The sequence below is a fragment of the Acinetobacter pengchengensis genome (assembly GCF_982235305.1).
The window spans coordinates 2301457-2317389 of record NZ_CEVATJ010000001.1; the positions used below are offsets into that span (position 1 = coordinate 2301457).

At 43.6% G+C, this 15933-nt stretch carries 13 protein-coding genes; 6 read left to right on the plus strand and 7 right to left on the minus strand.

The window, feature by feature from the left end; translation table 11 throughout:
* The first annotated feature begins 5 nt into the window (after nucleotides 1-5).
* A complete protein-coding gene (secF, locus tag AC0T5Z_RS11135) occupies nucleotides 6-983 on the plus strand; it encodes a protein translocase subunit SecF (RefSeq protein WP_291334369.1) in 978 nt (325 codons plus the stop codon).
* A 90-nt stretch (nucleotides 984-1073) separates the two neighbouring features.
* Here the strand turns inward: secF and AC0T5Z_RS11140 are convergent, their stop codons facing one another.
* From AC0T5Z_RS11140 to cysM, 5 genes are all read right to left on the minus strand, one after another.
* Nucleotides 1074-1727 carry a 4'-phosphopantetheinyl transferase family protein gene (locus AC0T5Z_RS11140; RefSeq protein ID WP_435336853.1) on the minus strand — a complete coding sequence of 218 codons (654 nt, stop codon included), beginning with the start codon at nucleotides 1725-1727 and terminating at the stop codon, nucleotides 1074-1076.
* Between the two features lie 111 nt (nucleotides 1728-1838).
* Entirely contained in the window at nucleotides 1839-4145 is a 2307-nt protein-coding gene (locus AC0T5Z_RS11145; RefSeq protein ID WP_435336854.1) for a RelA/SpoT family protein, read from the minus strand.
* Between the two features lie 29 nt (nucleotides 4146-4174).
* Nucleotides 4175-5566 (minus strand): 23S rRNA (uracil(1939)-C(5))-methyltransferase RlmD, encoded by a 1392-nt coding sequence (rlmD, locus tag AC0T5Z_RS11150; protein WP_435336855.1) that lies wholly within the window; start codon nucleotides 5564-5566, stop codon nucleotides 4175-4177.
* A 6-nt stretch (nucleotides 5567-5572) separates the two neighbouring features.
* Nucleotides 5573-6448 (minus strand): 3'-5' exonuclease, encoded by an 876-nt coding sequence (locus tag AC0T5Z_RS11155; RefSeq protein WP_435336856.1) that lies wholly within the window; start codon nucleotides 6446-6448, stop codon nucleotides 5573-5575.
* Nucleotides 6449-6491: 43 nt separating this feature from the next.
* A complete protein-coding gene (cysM, locus tag AC0T5Z_RS11160) occupies nucleotides 6492-7421 on the minus strand; it encodes a cysteine synthase CysM (RefSeq protein WP_435336857.1) in 930 nt (309 codons plus the stop codon).
* 302 nt (nucleotides 7422-7723) lie between these two features.
* Here cysM and AC0T5Z_RS11165 point away from each other — a divergent pair, with 302 nt between their 5' ends.
* The 5 genes from AC0T5Z_RS11165 to rsfS all read left to right on the plus strand — a co-directional run bounded on the left by AC0T5Z_RS11165 (nucleotide 7724) and on the right by rsfS (nucleotide 13801).
* A complete protein-coding gene (locus AC0T5Z_RS11165) occupies nucleotides 7724-10543 on the plus strand; it encodes a GacS-like sensor histidine kinase (RefSeq protein WP_435336858.1) in 2820 nt (939 codons plus the stop codon).
* 192 nt (nucleotides 10544-10735) lie between these two features.
* Entirely contained in the window at nucleotides 10736-11521 is a 786-nt protein-coding gene (locus tag AC0T5Z_RS11170) for a crotonase/enoyl-CoA hydratase family protein (protein ID WP_291334362.1), read from the plus strand.
* Between the two features lie 90 nt (nucleotides 11522-11611).
* Nucleotides 11612-12478 (plus strand): NAD(P)-dependent oxidoreductase, encoded by an 867-nt coding sequence (locus tag AC0T5Z_RS11175; protein ID WP_435336859.1) that lies wholly within the window; start codon nucleotides 11612-11614, stop codon nucleotides 12476-12478.
* Nucleotides 12479-12523: 45 nt separating this feature from the next.
* Nucleotides 12524-13309 (plus strand): hydroxypyruvate isomerase family protein, encoded by a 786-nt coding sequence (locus AC0T5Z_RS11180; RefSeq protein WP_435336860.1) that lies wholly within the window; start codon nucleotides 12524-12526, stop codon nucleotides 13307-13309.
* 84 nt (nucleotides 13310-13393) lie between these two features.
* Entirely contained in the window at nucleotides 13394-13801 is a 408-nt protein-coding gene (gene rsfS / locus AC0T5Z_RS11185; RefSeq protein ID WP_435336861.1) for a ribosome silencing factor, read from the plus strand.
* Between the two features lie 58 nt (nucleotides 13802-13859).
* On the opposite strand, the gene AC0T5Z_RS11190 is transcribed toward rsfS, so the two are convergent.
* Nucleotides 13860-14468 (minus strand): hypothetical protein, encoded by a 609-nt coding sequence (locus AC0T5Z_RS11190; protein ID WP_286431948.1) that lies wholly within the window; start codon nucleotides 14466-14468, stop codon nucleotides 13860-13862.
* Nucleotides 14469-14486: 18 nt separating this feature from the next.
* Nucleotides 14487-15746 (minus strand): ammonium transporter, encoded by a 1260-nt coding sequence (locus AC0T5Z_RS11195; RefSeq protein WP_435336897.1) that lies wholly within the window; start codon nucleotides 15744-15746, stop codon nucleotides 14487-14489.
* Nucleotides 15747-15933: the final 187 nt, after the last annotated feature.

A 15933-nucleotide genomic window follows, 5' to 3' on the forward strand; every position in this document is an offset into this window, starting at 1 on the left:
GATCAATGATGACTGAGAATACTCAACTACCTTCAAAAAAATACGGTCGCCCTGATGATGAGCGCGTGATTCCGTTTATGAAGATAGCTTTGCCTGCGGCATTGCTTTCTATTCTACTTACGGTCGCCAGCATCTTCTTTATTGCCACTAAAGGTTTAAATTTAGGTTTGGACTTTACTGGCGGTATTGCGGCAGAACTTAACTATAGTAACCCTGTTAAAGCGACTGACGTATCTAATGCTTTAATTAAAGCAGGCTTCAATGACCCTGTGGTACAAACACTTGGCTCAGACCGCGACCTAATGGTGCGTATGCCTGTGCAAGAAGATGTAGAAGCCGAAGACCTAACCAAAGCGATTACCGCTGCGGTACAGTTACCAAATAATGCTGCTGCTGTGCCAAAGGTAGATGTGGTTGGCGGTCAAGTCGGTAATGAGCTGTACATACGTTCTGCTGGCGCTGTCGCTTTAGCCATGTTATTGATGTTGGTTTACGTCACCATTCGCTTTGAATTCAAACTGGCAATGGGTGCGGTACTGTCATTGTTCCACGATATTATTGTGACACTGGGTATTTTTGCCATGCTGCAATGGCCATTTGACCTGACTGTATTGGCAGCGCTATTGGCAATTATTGGCTTCTCACTCAACGATAACATTGTTGTATCTGACCGTATTCGTGAAAACTTCCGTAAAATCCGTGGTGCAACACCGCTTGAAGTGGTGAACATTGCACTGACAGAAACTTTGCGTCGTACCATTCACACCTCTATGACCCTGTTACTGGTTGTAGTCGCAATGATGCTCATGGGCGGTGATGGTCTGAAATGGTTCTCGATTGCGATGTTTGTCGGTGTATTTGTCGGAACATATTCATCTATTTACATTGGTACAGCCTTTGCCTTATGGCGCGGTTTGAACCGTCAGGACTTTATTGTTCAAGTCAAACCTGAATTTGAGGGTGAAGAGCAAGAAATTCCTTAATACATTTCTGTCGACAACAACACGCAAGCCTATCTTCGGATAGGCTTTTTTGTGCCTTGACGTTACGATATTTGATCTGATATTGCGATGTTAATGCTGAACAATATGAATTTGTGGAAACTGAAAGCCTGCGCAGGATGGCGCAGCTCGCCATGCCACAGTCAGCATATAGTCTGTTAAACGAAAGTTTTGATAAGCAAAACTCCCAATCTGTGGATGATGACAAATGCCGCCCTGTGCACTCGGATGCACACGGGTATCTAACTCATTTAGGCTTAAACGAATCCCTAAACCTGATGCTTTCAACACCGCCTCTTTGGTTGTCCAGACACGAAACCAATAATCGGCGTCATGTTCCAAATCTTGCCAGTATTTGAGTTCATTGGGATGAAACGCATGTTGTGCCAAGCCATCAAAACGCACATTACGGTCTAAGTCTTCAATATCTATCCCAACATCTAGCAACTCAAAACTGCTTGCCAATGCATAATGTTGACGGCTATGGCTATGGTTAAACTGCAATTGAGGGAATGCCATCAAAAATGGCTTGCCATGTGGGTTACGCTCAATATCGCTGTTTTGAATATCGTGTTTTAAGTACTCAGACAACAATTGATTCCGATACCGATAAATCGCCTGCTTTAGCTGTTGAATCTTTTCTGTTCGTGAATCTGTTGCAGCAGGAACAAAAATTTTATGAATAGGGCTCACATCTACATGAATTTTTTTATCTGTTTTACTCATCCCTGATCCTCCTATTCCTTTTGCTTCAACTCACAGCAAATTAAAATTGCCACTCTAAGGCATACAGAAAAAAAACCAGCACAATGCTGGTTTTTTTAGAAGCGATTTTGATTAACTACCCTGCACCAAACGGCGTGCACTGATAATACCTGGTTGCTGCTCCAAACGCGCCAACAAACGAGAAAGTTGCGCCAAGCCTTTGACCTCAATTAACAGTTTCATGTTGGCAATTCCATCATTCTCAGAAATGGTATTCACCTGACGAATGTTAATTTGGTCAGCAAAAATCACTTGGGTTAAGTCTTTGAGCAAACCGCGGCGGTCGTAGGCTTCCACCACAATCTGCACGCTTTGACCACGGGTGGGCTGCATTTCCCAGTCAGCTTCGACTGCACGTTCAGGCTCATTGCCAATCATGCGCACATAGTCTGAACACGCTAATTTATGAATACTCACGCCACGATTCAGAGTGATATACCCCGCAATCGCCTCACCATGCACTGGCTGACAGCATTGTGCGATATGCAGTTCAACGTTATCCAAACCATCAATCAAAATACCATGTGCCGATAAGGTATGGCTGGCACGTGGATTCAAAGTCGGCTTCAACACCAGCTCAGGTTCATCCTGATCTAAGTGCATGTGACGATTGACCTGATTAATTAAGGCATGCAAGCTAATATCACTATTGACCAGACCAATCAGAATGTCTTCACCTGTTTTGACGTTAAAGTGATTGCAATAATCATTTAAATCAATACTTTTTGGATGAATCGCCAAACGTGACAATTCTTTGTTGAGTACTTCACGCCCAACTTCGAGATTTTTACTGCGGTCTTGCTGTCTAAACCAATGACGCAGTTTATCGCGCGCACGTGCCGTTTTAATATAACCTAAAGAGTTCACCAACCAATCACGGTTCGGTTCACGGTCTTTTTTGGTCAAAATCTCAACCTGCTCCCCTGTTTTTAAGCTGTAGGTGAGCGGTACATAGCGCTGATTGACCCGCGCAGCATAACATTTGTTACCCACTTCGGTATGCACATGATAGGCAAAGTCCAGCACTGTTGAGCCACGTGGTAACTCTTTAATATCACCATCACGGCTGAACACATAAATTTTTTCAAAATCTTCAAACTCTTGGATTTGTTCAAAGTTTTCAGAATCATCATCTTCTTTATGTGCGCTAGCATCGTTACGTTCCTGATAATGCTCCAAAACAGAACGTAACGAATGCAAACGATGATTGAAAGAATGGTCTGTGGCTTTAGAACCTTCTTTATAATTAAAATGTGAACATACCCCAAGCTCGGCTTCTTGGTGCATATCCAAAGTACGAATTTGCACTTCAAGCGACTTGTTTTCTGCAATCACTGCAGTATGCAATGAGCGATAACCATTGGCTTTTGGATTGGTAATGTAATCATCAAACTGGTGCGGAATATGCCGCCACAATTGGTGTACGATGCCCAAAGAGTGATAGCACTCTGGAATGGTTTTCACCAAAACACGTACAGCACGAATGTCATAGAGCTGGTCAAAGCTGAGGCTTTTACTCTTCATTTTTCGATAAATCGAATAAATATGTTTCACCCGCCCACTAATTTCGGCATGAATACCGTTATTGCTTAGCTCTGTACGCAATTGCTCAATTACGCTTTGAATGTAATTTTCACGTTCTAAACGCTTTTCATTCAGCAATGTTGCAATTTCTTTATAGCGGTCTGGTGCCAAATAACGGAATGCTAAATCTTCGAGTTCCCATTTCAGTTGGGCAATCCCTAAACGGTGTGCCAATGGCGAGTAAATGGTTAAAATTTCCCGCGCCACACGCTCCTGACGTTCTTTGGAAGCAGTTGCCAACTCACGTAATGAATAGGTACGTTCTGCCAGTTTAATTAGCACCACGCGCACATCTTCCGTCATGGAAATCAGCATTTTATAAATGCCTGTTAAATGTTCACGCTGGTTATTATTAAAGTGGTCTTCTAAACGCTTATTTTTCTCAATCAGTTCAGACAACTTACCCATCGACAAGGTGCCTTTGATCAAGCCATAAACTGCTTCACCAAATTTTTCACGTACTTCATCTAACTTTAGGACATTTTCACGCACGCTACGATAGAGCACCGCCGCAGACAAAGTGTCTTCGTCAACATGCAAGTGCGCTAAGATATTTGCCATCTCAATACCTGTATACAGGGTATGCGATGGATGACTAACGTCTGTTTCCAGCTCTTTTTTCAGGGTATAACTGGCAACGCGTTCTAATTGTTCAAGTGCCGCCCCATCGTAAATCCCACGAACTCGGTCTAGCCATTCTGCTAAATCCTGTCGGGCTTGCTCGGCATGTTCTACAGTCGTTTCCTCAGACAGTTCATTTAAACGTCCAGGAAGTTGTTCACGTACTGTGACCATACCCTTCTCCTACCTCTATGTACTTCATATTATAAATCGTTTATTTGCTTTTCTTTCTCAAACAAGGCAATGGATTCGACATGTCCCGTATGTGGGAACATATCCATTACGCCTGCTTTTTTCAATTGATAACCCTGCCTGACCAATACACCAGCATCCCTTGCGAGTGTAGCTGGATTACAAGACACATAAACGATTCTATCTGCGCCAAATTTGGGCACATAATACATCACTTCCTCTGCGCCTGAACGCGGAGGATCAATTAATAATGCCTCAAATCCTTGATTTGCCCAAGAATGATGCGAAAAATCTTTTGTTAAATCTTGTGAATAAAACTTAACATTGTCCAAATCATTGGATTGCGCATTCTCTTGACCACGCTGCACCATTTGCTCTGAACCCTCTACAGCAACCACCTTTCCTGTTGCACCTACACAACGTGCAAGCGGCAATGAAAAGTTGCCTAATCCACAAAACAGATCAAGCACCCAATCACCTGATTTTAAGTTAAGCAAATCACATGCCAGCTTAACCATTTGTGGATTAATTGTAGAATTGACTTGGGTAAAGTCTTGGGGATGAAAGCCAAAACTCACATCAAAATCATCTAAACGATAATGCAAACGCATTGCTGCATGCGGATCATCAACCCGATGCAAACTGTCTGGACCTTCAGGCTGCAAATACAATTGCCAGTGTTTCTGTAACGCAAACTGCTGTAACTGGTTGATATCGGCTGCAGATAGTTGTTCTGTATGCCGCACCACCAAAGCAATCTCTTGATCTCCCATCGCCAATTCTATATGACCAATATGGGCCTTGCCTGTTAGACTTTGGAGTAGCTGCTTGATTCGTGTTAACGAACCAAATGCCTGATCCAACACCATACAGCGGTCAATTGAGGTCAGTTTATTGCTATTGCGCTCACGAAAACCGACCACCAATTTGTCTTGACTGGCAATATAACGCACCCCAACACGGGCTTTGCGGCGATAATCTTCACGCTGTGAACGCAAAGGCGCTAACCATTCTTCAGGCTGAATTTGCGCAAAATGTTGCAGATGCGACTGCAACACCTGTTGTTTGAGATGAATCTGCTCATCCAACTGAATATGCTGCATGCTACAACCACCGCAACGCTGATAATGTGGACATTGTGGCGTAACCCGTAATGTCGAAGGCTCACCCAGCACTTCTAGACACTCGGCTTCTTCTAAGCGTTTGTTACTATGCGTAATTTTGGCGCGTACTGTTTCACCAGGCAATGCGCCCTCTATAAAAACTGTTTTCCCCTGCTTCTCGGCTGGATGACCCGACTGAGCTGTGTAGTGTGCAATCCCGCGCCCTTCATGTGACAACGATTCCACCTGAAAGCAATATTCAGCCTGCTGCGTGGTACGGTTTTTACTGCGATGTTTCATATCAGTCTAAATATCGAAAGATGGGGAAGATTGAAAAGGCATCACGGATTCATTTGAAGGCGTGGTGACACTTTGTTCAGGAAAATCTGTACGGGTAAATTCAGTTTGCTGCGAACTGTGCTGCCACACGCTTAAAAAGTCTGCATGCTGCGGCTGGGTATGCAAATATTGAATGGTGTGCTGTACCCATAAAGTATGATCTTCAAGCAGTAATTGACCTTTGAGCAGCAGCCAACGCAGGTAAATGAGCCAAGTATTTAAGACATCGCCTTCACAATAACGCGTCAGTCTCGACCATTCACCGCTTTGCATAAATGCAGGAACATGATAGCCCGCATCTACACGCTTACCCGGAAAACCTAGCAAATACGCAATGTCATCCAACTTTTGGAAATGACGACCATTGAACATGGCCATCACATCCATTAAATCGACATGACGCTGATGGTAACGATTTTGATAATTGTTATAGCGTTTTTGCTGATCAATCTCGCCCTGATCAAATAAACTTGGCGCAGACAACCCGTGATACATGGCACGGAATAAAATCACTGGCAAATCAAACTGCGACCCGTTCCAACTGACCAAAGTCGGATGACGCTTATCAAAAATAGACAAAAACTTTTTCAGCATTGTCGCTTCGCTGTCGTGTTCACGGCTAAAGGAAAACAGCTTCATGCCGTGTTCATCAATCCACAAGCCTGAAATACACACAATTTCGTGCAAGGGCAAACGCTGAAAATCGGTTCCAGCTTCTTGGCGACGCAGTTTCATCAACGCCTGTTCAAGTTCAGCCTCAGGCAAATCCAGCTGATATAAATGCGCGCCTGATTTCAAATCGGTAACGGTTTCTATATCGAAAATCAGCACAGGTAAACGCATACGATTTTACTCAGTCAGCTACAAAGAAATGAATGCTTTTCGGCTATTCAGGGTCTTGAACAGAGAATAACCCTGTCGATAAATAACGGTCACCACGGTCACAGACAATACAAACAATGACTGCGTCTGGATTTTCTTCGGCAATTTTTAAAGCAGCCCAAACCGCCCCACCCGATGATGTGCCTGCACTGATACCTTCTTTTTGCGCCAATTTACGCATGGTTTTTTCCGCTTCAATTTGCGGAATATCAATAATACGGTCAACACGGCTACGGTCAAAAATGGTGGGTAAATACGCTTCAGGCCAACGGCGAATCCCTGCAATACTTGAACCATCTGAAGGTTGTAAACCAATAATTTGAATCTCTGGGTTTTGTTCCTTTAAGTATTTAGACACGCCCATAATGGTGCCTGTTGTACCCATAGAGCTTACAAAGTGGGTAATTTTACCGCCCGTTTGCTGCCAAATTTCAGGCCCTGTGGTCAGGTAATGTGCTTCAACATTATCTGGATTCCCAAATTGGTTTAGCACCAAGCCTTTGCCTTCGCGCTGCATTTGCAAAGCTAAATCACGTGCGCCTTCCATACCTTGTGCTTTGGTTACTTCAATCAACTCTGCACCATAGGCACGCATGGCATCTTTACGCTCTTGGCTCATATTGTCAGGCATGATCAGCTGCATTTTATAGCCGCGCATGGCTGCTACCATCGCCAAAGCAATGCCTGTGTTACCACTCGTTGCTTCAATTAAAGTATCGCCCGGTTGAATTTCACCGCGTTTTTCTGCCTGCATAATCATGTTATAGGCAGGACGATCTTTAACAGAACCCGCAGGGTTATTGCCTTCCAGTTTTGCTAAAACCGTTGCCTGCGTATGACTTGCCAAACGCTGCAAACGCACTAATGGGGTTTTGCCCACATAATGATCTAACAAAAATTCATCACTTTGGAAATCTGGTTGGGTATCACGCATGCTCTGCACCAATATCAAGGTGGGCTTATTGTATGAAAATTTGCACCTTCCTGCACGTTTTTCGCAGGCTTTTTATCAAAACAGCACTAGTCTGCCGACAATTTATGCATCACTCACCGCCTGCACAATTCTATGCAAGATGAACACAGTTTCAGATTGTCTTTTGCGAGATGAATGCAAAAATATACACACAGATTAATTGCAAGATAAAGCTGCACCGTACACGTCTAACAGATGAAAACACAGTCTGTAGAAATAAAGCGTGCTAAACTGCCAAACATAGGGATTAAACTGCGTTAACCATGTCAAATATCAATAAAAAGTTATTTAAGCGCTTACATTTAAATCATGCTTATGGACAGTTGATTGCACTTATTTTTGTGCCAATTATGGTTTTGGCATGCGTCGGTACCATGTTGGTTCTTTCTGAAACCTCTAACGCAGCCAAAGCACAACAGCGGCAAATGGCGATTGCGATTTTAACTCGATTTGAATTACCGTCTGAAGCAGCCCTAGATCAATTGTCTAGCTTCCCATGGAAGTACGAAGAAGCACGTTCTTATATGCAAAATATGATGAACGAAAAGCACTTGATTCGTACTGCACTGATTGATGCTTCAGGTACACGCCGTTTAAGCATGGGTTTTCAAGACCAAGCCGAATGGCCCAAGTTCCCTAAAAATGCCGAATTTTTTGGCCCAATCCTGTATAAAAATAATCATGTGTATGGCATGCAAATTCAGCAAGACGTCAATCGACCTGCATGGTTGCTGATTGAACTAGACAATCAACCGCTACAAATTGCCCACTATCGGGTCATGATTGTATTAATTGCCACAGGCTTGCTGACCCTATTGTTGTTATTGCTGTGTCTGAATTTCTATTCTCGACGCTGGATTGCACCTATGTATGAAATCCGCATGCAGCTACAACGCCTGAATGCCGATACGCTCGATCAACACATGGTCATTAACAGTACTGGCGAATTACGCTTATTGCAGCGTGATATTGCCAATCTGGTAAAACGCCTGCATTTCAGCTTTCTTGAACTCAAAGAACACACCGAACAAACTGAAGATGACTTGCGTCGCACCCTCGATACTTTGGAAGTGCAGAACATTACTTATCGTCAGGCACGTGACCAAGCGATTTCTGCCAATCAGTCTAAATCGGTATTTTTAGCCAACATCAGTCACGAACTCAGAACACCGCTGAACAGTATTGATGGCTTTATTCACCTGTTATTGCGTCAGGAAAACCTAAGCAATGAGCAGAATTTGTATTTACAAACTATTCGTAAATCATCGGCGCATCTTTTAGCACTCATTAATGACGTGTTGGATTTTTCCAAAATTGATGCAGGCAAACTGGAACTGGATACCGCACCCTTTGATTTAGAAGAAGCCATTTTTGATGTGATGGATATGCTCTCACCTTTGGCTGCGCAAAAACACATCAACATGGCCTTTTATTTTGCCGATAACGTGCCGCAATATGTGCTGGGCGATGCTTTACGTTTCAAGCAAATTTTAACCAATTTAATTTCCAATGCGATTAAATTCACCCCCGATGGTGAAATTATTGTACGGGCGCGGGTAGAACATGATGATATTGGACAATGCCTCATCCACTTTAGCGTCCAAGACAGCGGCATTGGTTTAAGCGGCACAGACCGTAAAAAACTGTTTGAGTCGTTCTCTCAAGGTGATACTTCGGTCACGCGTCAATTTGGTGGTACAGGCTTAGGCTTGGCTATTTCTAAACAGTTGGTGCATTTGATGCAAGGTCAAATTGGCTTTGAAGACAATCAGGAACGCGCCCCAACCGAAAAAGGCTCGACCTTCTGGTTTACTGCCATGTTTGCAGTAGATGAAGCGCATGCTCAGCAACATCCAAGCTTCAAAGAGATTCAAGTGGTATCCTATTTAGCACACCCTGCCACAGCAAATGTCTTGCGTCATTATCTTGAAAATTATGCTGTGCAACATATTGAAGCCGCTTCAATTTTAGACTTATTTAGCCGCTTAAAAGATGTATCTAGCCTACAAGACAACACTTGGTTGATTGTTGATCATAGTGGCGACACCGAAGCTTTATTAAAAGAAATCCGTACCCGTTATCAAGGCAATTTGGCGGTGTATGGCTATCAAATGGCGCTAGATCCAAGCCTGTTAAATGAATATCGTGCGCGCGCTTTATATCAACCGCTCAGTCGTTCAGCCTTAATTGAATTACTCAGGAATGAAAATAGTTTTGATGAACAGGATTCTGCATCATTTGATGGTAAAGGCCTGCACGTTTTAGCGGTGGATGACCATCTACCAAACCTGATTGTACTCGAAGCCTTGTTGGGTGAACTGAATGTGACCACCACCAAAGCGCAAAGCGGTCAGGAAGCTTTAGGGATTTTGCAGCAGCGTATTGAACAGGGACAGCAACCATTTGACCTGATCTTTATGGATATTCAAATGCCTGTGATGTCAGGGGTAGATACCACTCGTGCGATTCGTTCTTTAGAATCGACTTTGGAAAATCACAAACGCTTGCCTATTATTGCCCTCACCGCGCATGCACTTGCCGATGAGAAGCAAAAATTACTCAAAGTCGGTATGGATGACTACGTCACCAAACCGATTCAGATTGAACAAATCATCCAGATTTTAACTCATTGGACGACACAAAGTTTTAATAAACTACCCGCAGTCGAAAAAGCCATTGTAATTGAAGCATTAGATCCACAGGTGTTGGATTGGCAACAAAGCCTGATGCTAGCTGCCAACAAAGAAGACCTTGCAGTGGATTTACTAAAAATGTTGGTAGATAGCTTTGCCACAGAATTACATGAAATAGAGCAGCTGATTGAACTGGAAGATTTCCCGCAACTCGAACATGTGTTGCATCGTCTGTATGGCGCAACCCGCTATGTTGGCACACCAAACCTGCAAGAAGCGACAGGCTCATTTGAACAGTTTGTATCGACCTTGCGCAAGGAACGTCGCAAAGCCGATGATCTGTTTGTACAAGAGGTCTTAAATCGTTATCAGGAATTACAAACCTGTATACAGCAAGTTGAACATGCAGCAGAACATATTTTTGCGCAACATACAGCAACCAGCTCATAGTGAATAAAGTAGGATGAATAGCATTTCCTCCAAGTAAAAATAGCGTTTTTAAATACAAGTTTCACAAAGTGCAACACATGATTTTTAGGAATCGTTTCAGGCAGAGCCCACCGTTTTGGCCGTGACTCTGCTGTCATTTATCTTGGGTCTGTGCATGCTATGCTTTGCTGAGTAAAAACAAGAGCTCACATCATGACTTTACTTCGAATCGAAAAAAATAATGGCATCGCCATAGTTTCCCTGAACCGCCCAGACAAACGCAATGCCATGAGTTTTGCCCTACTCAAAGAATTGGTGCGCACTGCAGAAAAGCTTAAAAAAGACCGCAGCTTACGTTGTGTGATTTTAACAGGCGAAGCAAACGTATTTAGTGCAGGCATTGATTTAGCCGACCTCAACAATCCTCAAAATCGTGCTTTTGCAGCGTGGGAACTGATTAAACCAGGACAAAGCCTATTCCAAAAAGCATTTTTGGTTTGGCAGGAGTTACCTGTACCTGTCATTGCAGCAATGCAAGGTTATTGTTTTGGCGCAGGCATGCAACTGGCGTTGGCTGCCGACATTCGTATTGCGCATCCTGACACACAAATGTCGATCATGGAAAGCCGCTGGGGCTTAGTGCCAGACATGGGACTCAGCCGCTCTTTAAAAGGTTTAATTGGTTTAGACCTTGCCAAAGAATTAACCCTCACCGCACGTATTTTTGATGCGAACTATGCTAAAGAAATTGGTTTAGTGACACATCTTGCCGAGAACCCATTACAAAAAGCACAAGTGCTTGCCGAAGAAATTGCACAGCGCTCCCCAGATGCATTGGCTGCAGCTAAACAAGTGCTGGATGCCATGGAACATTCTCCAAATAAATCTTTACGTTTAGAAAAAATTTGGCAATTAAAATTATTGCTAGGTAAAAATAGCCAACTGGCACGTAAAAAGGACAAGAATCCTGAAGTGACCTTTGCACCGCGTCAGTTTTAATGCAGTTCAGACACAACAGACTTTGACCAAAGGCTAAATTGACATTTCAAGCCAGACTTGTACTGTAGGCAAAAATGGAGAATCAGCGCTATGCATTTTGATCGTGACACAAAAATCGCTTTTTTAGGTATGGGACTTATGGGGACGCGCATGGCAACCCGCTTAGTTCAGGCAGGTTTTGAGGTCGCGGTGTGGAATCGTAGCCCTGCGGCTTGCGAATCTGTGCTCAGTCTGGGGGCAAAACCGCTGCAATTGAGCGAGATCGGACAATATCCAGTGATCTTGAGTTGCCTTGCCGATGATCATGCTGTCCAAGCCGTATTTGATCAAATCGAGCCATTTTTGACTGCTCAACAAGTCATTGTCGATTTTTCCAGTTTGTCTGTAAATCAAACCGAAAAGCTAGCGCAGCAAGCCAATCTCAAACAGGTCACATGGATTGACTCGCCTGTTTCAGGAGGTACAGCAGGAGCTGAACAAGGCAGTTTGGTGATTTTTGCAGGGGGAGATGCAAACACCATCGAAAAATTAAGCCCGATTTATGATGTGCTGTCACAACGTGTGACTCGTATGGGCGAAACAGGCACAGGACAAGCCACTAAAATCTGCAACCAACTGATTGTTGCTGCCAATAGCACCCTGATTGCCGAAGCCGTTGCCCTAGCTGGACAGGCAGGCGTAGATACTCGTTTACTTGCACCTGCTTTGGCGGGTGGTTTTGCCGACTCAAAACCGTTTCAGATTTTAACGCCACGCATGGCAACCCACAGTTTTGAGCCTGTGCAATGGAAAGTCCAAACCCTATCTAAAGATTTAAACAATGCCTTACAACTGGCAGCGCAATTTCAGTTACAGATTCCTGTGGCAGAAAAAGCCTTTTCGCAACTTCAAGCCCATCAAGCCAAGGGTTTTGCAGAAGCAGATTTAGCCACGATTATCCATCAAATCGAAGCTTAATCGGTTTGATTCCTGATCCACCCTTTGCTTGCAAGGAGCATCTGCATGTCTAAACTGGCGGTTAATCTGTCAATGATTTTTACCGAAGTGCCTTTAATCGAACGCTTTGCCCTTGCACGTGAACATGGTTTTCAGCATGTTGAAATTCAATTTCCCTATGAGCTGAGTATTGAGCAAATTCAAAGCCAACTCATACTCCATCAACTTAGCCTGTGCTTAATAAATGTCCCTGCAGGCGACCTCATGCAAGGCGGTAATGGTTTGGCGGGCGTACCCGGAAAAGAGATTGAATTTCATCACGCCCTAGAGTTAGCTATCCGTTATGCCACAGCGTTAAATATCCCTAGCGTCAATATTTTGGCAGGCAAACAACCTGTCGATGCCGATTTACTGCCTTGCTTAAACACGTTGGCAGAAAACCTAAAACTGGCCTGCTCGATGCTCACTCAACATCATATTCAGCCTGTATTTGAAATGATTAATGGCACCGACATGCCACGCTTTTTAGTACAAAATATTGCGCAAGCTCAAGAGATGCTAGAAGCAGTCAAACATCCTGCTCTTAAAATGCAATACGACTGTTATCACATGGCGATGGTGGGCGAAGATGTACTGAGTGCATTGCAAGAAAACATTCAGGATATTGGTCATATCCAATTTGCCGACAATCCAGGACGTCATGAACCCGAATCAGGCGAGTTAGACTATGCTGCTATTTTTAAATGGTTAAAGCACAGTGCTTATTCAGGCTATATCGCTGCAGAATACCGCCCAAGTCTTGCGTCACATCAATCATTTGCATGGAAAGACAAATATTTTGCCTCGCCTTAAAATGGTTAAAATTAAACCGATTTGAAATTTCAAGCTAAAACAGCTATATTAGATGATGAATAATTTTAGGAAATTATACACCCCATGAATTTAGAACCATCGCCCGGCGCTTCTAATTCTCACGATCTTGCAATGAATACCCAAAAGCATGACGTACAAACTTGTCTTAAAGTTGTACATGAAGCTCTCCTTGATATAAAAGCCAAAGAAATTGTTGAACTTGATGTCAGCAGCATCAGCAATGTTTCAGATGCCATTGTGATTGCTAGCGGCACTTCAACTCGCCACGTAAAATCTATTGCCGATAATGTTGCCGAAGAAGCGCGCAAAGCAGGCTTTCGCCCAATCGGTATTGAAGGTGAACGTGATGCTGAATGGATCCTCATCGACCTTGGTTATGTTGTGGTTCATTGTATGCTTCCAACAGCGCGTAAATTCTATGACCTAGAAAGCTTATGGCGCAATCCTACAGATACTGACTCTGTAGCGTAAAAACCAAATATTCAAAAAAGCGACCTGTGTAGGTCGCTTTTTTATTGCCTGCATACGACTAGAGCAATTGATGCAAATCGGCCTCCGGATATTTCGCTTTAATCATTAGCCGAGCTTGCGCAAATACTTGATCTGAACGTTGTGGTCCATAAAACTCACACAGCACCTGATATAAACTGGTAATGGCCTTGGCATAATCTTTGGCTTGTGCACGATCCATCATCGCAAGTGTCGTGTTGTACATCGCACTGGAGTCATTCAGCAAAATACGATCTCTCAATAATTGCATTTTCAACGTATCAAAAAAGTCATCTGTATCTTGCTCAAGCACAGCATGCAGCACCTCAGCAACAAAATCGATATAGGCATGATATTGCGCTGAAACGTTGACGGTTTGTGCCTTCGTATTGGTCTGCAATAACTCATCTTTTTCAATGATGGTCAGCTCATATAATACTTGTTTGAGCATTTCTTTACGGTTTTGCTTAAGCTCTTCTGTGGTGCAAATTTCACTTAAAAATCGATTGAGCACAAAGGCTGGTTTTGCACTGTATTCCTGCTCCCAATAGCCTACCACCTGATCTAAACGTGCCCCATGAAAATAGTGTTGGAGTGCACGTTGAATGGCTAAACGACGTTGTCCAACATTCAGGACTTCTGCATTCATCTTGAATTACCTCCTCATTTAATGGCGTTTGGTGATGTCATCAGTTTCACAGGTAATATCACGCTGAAATTCTGGATAAGACAGTTCCGCATGCTCGGTATAATCTAAACCACGCTGCTCATGCTGCGCACTGACACGTAAGCCGCCCAAGACGACATGCAAGGTTTTAAATACAATAAATGACACTCCAAACCCCCATGCAAAGGCCGCAAACACCCCCATGGCTTGTACAAGAATAATCTCGGTATTAAACATATTGCTTTCAAAGAAGAGCCCTGCAGCGAGTGTGCCCCATGCCCCGCAAAAGCCATGCACGGTGACTGCATCGACTACATCATCCACTCGGAGTTTTTCAAGCAGTGCAGGCAAAATGCTGACCATTAACCCTGCGACCAAACCGGTCAGTACAGCGAACATCGGACTCATAGTCGCACAACCCGCAGTAATGCCGACTAAGCCCCCAAGCGATGCATTAATCGTGGTTTTGATGAGAATCGCTTTACGCATCAGGAGTGCAAATAACATATAAGCCACTGCAGCGGAACATGCTGCTAAGTGAGTATTTAAGGCAATACGCCCGATGCTGACATTGGCATTGACCGTGGAGGCAGCATTAAAGCCAAACCACGCAAGCCATAAGATAAAACCACCCAAGGCAATTAAGGGCAAGTTATGCCCAGGCAAATGATGCACTTGACCATGACGCCCAAAACGTCCAATTCGTGGGCCGAGCACGATAATGCCTGCAAGCGCGACCCATCCTCCAATCGAATGCACCACCGTAGAGCCGGCAAAATCAATAAAGCCCATGGCTTTGAGCCAACCCTCTCCTGCAAATAAGCTCCCCCACGCCCAACTGCCAAAGACCGGATAGATCAAACCATTGACCACCGCCGCACTCACCACATAGGCAACAAAGCGAATCCGTTCAGCCATTGCCCCACTGGCAATGGTGGTCGCAGTAGCAGCGAACATCATTTGAAAGAACAAAAGATTCCAATGCCAATCATCAAGCTGATTCGGTAAAAAATGCGATGTCCCTAACCAACCACTTTGGTTGACCCCAAACATCAAACCAAAACCCACAATCCAAAAGACCAGCCCACCCAAGCAGGCGTCCATATAATTTTTCATTAATACATTGACGGTGTTTTTACTACGTACCGAACCACTTTCAATCATGGCAAATCCGGCTTGCATAAAGAACACCAAAATTCCGCCCATAATCACCCACACACTATCGAGTGAAATACGAATCTCTTGAATATTTTGAATCATTTCAACTTGCTCTGCTGCATAAGCAGGTAGAGCCAATACCCCAATGAACAACGCAATATAATGATTTATTTTCATGCAACACCCCTACCTTTTAAACAGAGAAATGCAAGAACAATGCCATTTATTACGGATTCTTCTGAGCATTTAAAAAATATATTTTTATTATTTTTCAAAAATTTAAATCACA

Excerpts from the sequence above, each read along its gene's own strand:
- cysM (WP_435336857.1), bottom strand. The coding sequence starts at position 7,421 with ATGCGTGATACCCAACCAGATTTCCAAAGTGATGAATTTTTGTTAGAT.
- rlmD (WP_435336855.1), bottom strand. The coding sequence starts at position 5,566 with ATGAAACATCGCAGTAAAAACCGTACCACGCAGCAGGCTGAATATTGC.
- AC0T5Z_RS11190 (WP_286431948.1), bottom strand. The coding sequence starts at position 14,468 with ATGAATGCAGAAGTCCTGAATGTTGGACAACGTCGTTTAGCCATTCAA.
- AC0T5Z_RS11195 (WP_435336897.1), bottom strand. The coding sequence starts at position 15,746 with ATGATTCAAAATATTCAAGAGATTCGTATTTCACTCGATAGTGTGTGG.
- AC0T5Z_RS11165 (WP_435336858.1), top strand. The coding sequence starts at position 7,724 with ATGTCAAATATCAATAAAAAGTTATTTAAGCGCTTACATTTAAATCAT.
- AC0T5Z_RS11180 (WP_435336860.1), top strand. The coding sequence starts at position 12,524 with ATGTCTAAACTGGCGGTTAATCTGTCAATGATTTTTACCGAAGTGCCT.
- AC0T5Z_RS11175 (WP_435336859.1), top strand. The coding sequence starts at position 11,612 with ATGCATTTTGATCGTGACACAAAAATCGCTTTTTTAGGTATGGGACTT.
- rsfS (WP_435336861.1), top strand. The coding sequence starts at position 13,394 with ATGAATTTAGAACCATCGCCCGGCGCTTCTAATTCTCACGATCTTGCA.
- AC0T5Z_RS11170 (WP_291334362.1), top strand. The coding sequence starts at position 10,736 with ATGACTTTACTTCGAATCGAAAAAAATAATGGCATCGCCATAGTTTCC.
- AC0T5Z_RS11155 (WP_435336856.1), bottom strand. The coding sequence starts at position 6,448 with ATGCGTTTACCTGTGCTGATTTTCGATATAGAAACCGTTACCGATTTG.
- secF (WP_291334369.1), top strand. The coding sequence starts at position 6 with ATGATGACTGAGAATACTCAACTACCTTCAAAAAAATACGGTCGCCCT.
- AC0T5Z_RS11145 (WP_435336854.1), bottom strand. The coding sequence starts at position 4,145 with ATGGTCACAGTACGTGAACAACTTCCTGGACGTTTAAATGAACTGTCT.
- AC0T5Z_RS11140 (WP_435336853.1), bottom strand. The coding sequence starts at position 1,727 with ATGAGTAAAACAGATAAAAAAATTCATGTAGATGTGAGCCCTATTCAT.